Here is a 969-nt window from a genome sequence, read left to right as displayed (position 1 = left end):
TGCGACGACGATCTTCGCGGAGGTGGTGGCGCGGCTGGGAGCGGCCGCGTTAGAGCTTGCGAAGTCCACTGAGGACCCTTTCGAGCAGCGTGACGTCAGGCGTACCGCCCGACTCGCCCGCAGCAGCGGGCTGGTGGATGGCGACAAGACCGGCCTCGGCCAGGTCCGCGACGAGAATGCGGGCGACCCCGAGCGGAACCCCGGCGAGCGCCGAGATCTCCGCCACCGACTTGACGTCCCGGCACAGTGCCACGATCCGCTGGTGCTCCGGCAGCATGCCGGCCGTGCGCTCGGGGCCGCCGGTGCTCGAGATCAGCGCCTCGATCGCCAGCTGGTACCTGGGCCGGGTACGGCCACCGGTCATCGCGTACGGACGGACCAGCGGCTGCTGCTCGTAGCCGTCGGACTGCTGGCCACCGTAGCCGCCGGCCTGCTGGCCGCCGTAGCCACTGCCGTACCCGTTGCCGTATGAGCCGGGTGTCGGGGGCGGGGTCATGTTCGTCTCCTAGCTAGGGCCGAGTGCGGCTCGTACCGTTGGGAGCGGGCCGCGAATGCACCGGATGACGCTGCGCATTCAGTGGTGTGCTGTGGACTTTCAGCCGCCACCGGGTGGCGGCTGGTCCCGGCGCCTGGACGGCGTCGGGAAAGACCTGCGGAGCTGGTGCGAGAGCTCGGCTTGGGTTCGTCCCGGAGTCGGTCGGCGCGGAGGCGGGAGGGCCCGCCGGATGACCGGCGGACTCCCTGCCTCCTTGGGGGCTGGGAGGAAGTCAAGACTCCTCCTTGCGCTACCGAATTCCGGGACCAGCTCTGGGTGGGCGCCGGGCTCGGCCCGACCGGGCCCGGCTCTGGGTGCGGTGGCTCAGTGCAGCAGGCTGCCCTGGAGTTCCGCGCGGAGTGCGGGGGTGAGGACGGCCCCGGCACGGTCGACGAGGAGGGCCATCTCGTAGCCGACCAGACCGATGTCGGAGT

1 protein-coding gene and 1 pseudogene are annotated in these 969 nt (G+C 71.3%); both read right to left on the bottom strand.

All coding sequences use genetic code 11. The features are described from left to right. Positions 1-49: 49 nt before the first annotated feature. On the bottom strand, positions 50-496 hold the full coding sequence (locus tag ABD369_RS40735) for a DUF742 domain-containing protein (protein WP_344641680.1): 447 nt from the start codon (positions 494-496) through the stop codon (positions 50-52). Positions 497-859: 363 nt separating this feature from the next. Next, a pseudogene (locus ABD369_RS40730) lies at positions 860-969 on the bottom strand (roadblock/LC7 domain-containing protein); the annotation flags it as partial.

This window comes from Kitasatospora cystarginea (assembly GCF_039533515.1).
GTDB lineage: Bacteria > Actinomycetota > Actinomycetes > Streptomycetales > Streptomycetaceae > Kitasatospora > Kitasatospora cystarginea.
The sequence above is the reverse complement of the archived record's forward strand: the minus strand, read 5'-3'. Positions and strand labels throughout refer to the sequence as shown.

Excerpts from the sequence above, each read along its gene's own strand:
- ABD369_RS40735 (WP_344641680.1), bottom strand. The coding sequence starts at position 496 with ATGACCCCGCCCCCGACACCCGGCTCATACGGCAACGGGTACGGCAGT.